Annotated in this window: 1 protein-coding gene; it reads left to right on the forward strand. The window is 41.4% G+C overall.

Annotated elements, in window-relative coordinates:
- Positions 1-102 precede the first annotated feature (102 nt).
- Entirely contained in the window at positions 103-1,038 is a 936-nt protein-coding gene (locus C4K46_RS10500) for an IS30 family transposase (protein WP_209629204.1), read from the forward strand.
- Positions 1,039-1,065 lie beyond the last annotated feature (27 nt).

Here is a 1,065-nt window from a genome sequence, read left to right on the forward strand (position 1 = left end):
TTGATAGATTGTAAAATAAAGTGCAACAAAAAATCCCCATAGACTCCTCTAATCGTGTAAACTGTAAGTAACCACACCCATCAGCACACGAAAGAGGAATCTATGAGTTACTACCATCTTACCATAACTGATCGAATTAAGATAGAGACTTATCTAGAATTAGGTCTCAAACAAGTTCAAATTGCTGAAAGGCTAGGTGTCCATAAAGCAACTATTTCGAGAGAAATAAAGCGCTGTGAAGGGGGCTATTCAGCTAAAAAAGCCCAAGAACACTATCACCACCTAGCTAAGTCCAAGGGAAGACAAAGCGCTTGTAGTCCAGAATTAAAGCATGAAATTGAGCAATCTTTACAAGCTTCCTGGTCCCCTGAACAAGTTTGTGGTCGCTATCGACTGAAAGGAAAGCCCGTGGTTTGCTTTAAGACAATCTATAACTGGCTCTATCAGGGGCTGCTTGATTGCCCACTCTCTGTCCTTAGAAGAAAAGGGAAAAGTCGTGAACCTCAAGAAAAAAGAGGGAAATTCACGATTGGCACGCCAATTTCTAAACGTCCAAAAGAGGTTAAAACAAGGCAAACAGTCGGTCACTGGGAGTTAGATACCGTTGTTTCATCCCGTGGAAAAAGCAAGGGCTGCCTAGCGACCTTTGTCGAGAGAAAAACACGCTTTTACCTAGCCTTCAAAATCCCTGACCGAACGGCTAGCTCTATGTTTTCTGCTATTCAAAAACTCCGTCAACTGTTTCCAAAAGAACTTCTCAAAACCTTCACGTCTGATAGAGGAAAGGAATTTGCCTGCTATCCATTGGTGGAAGAGCTAGATATTGGTTTTTACTTTGCGGACGCCTACTCCTCCTGGCAAAGAGGTTCCAACGAAAACAGCAATGGCCTATTAAGAGAATATTTCCCTAAGAAAACAGATTTGGCTACTATTAGCGAGGAAGATTTAGCAGATGCCTTATATGCAATCAATAGTCGACCACGCAAATGTCTTGGCTACAAAACAGCTTTAGAGGCACTTTTAGATGAGGTTGAATAAAAGTTGCACTTTTTCTTGCAATTTATC

This window comes from Streptococcus oricebi (assembly GCF_017883985.1).
Taxonomy (GTDB): Bacteria; Bacillota; Bacilli; order Lactobacillales; family Streptococcaceae; genus Streptococcus; species Streptococcus oricebi.

Excerpts from the sequence above, each read along its gene's own strand:
- C4K46_RS10500 (WP_209629204.1), top strand. The coding sequence starts at position 103 with ATGAGTTACTACCATCTTACCATAACTGATCGAATTAAGATAGAGACT.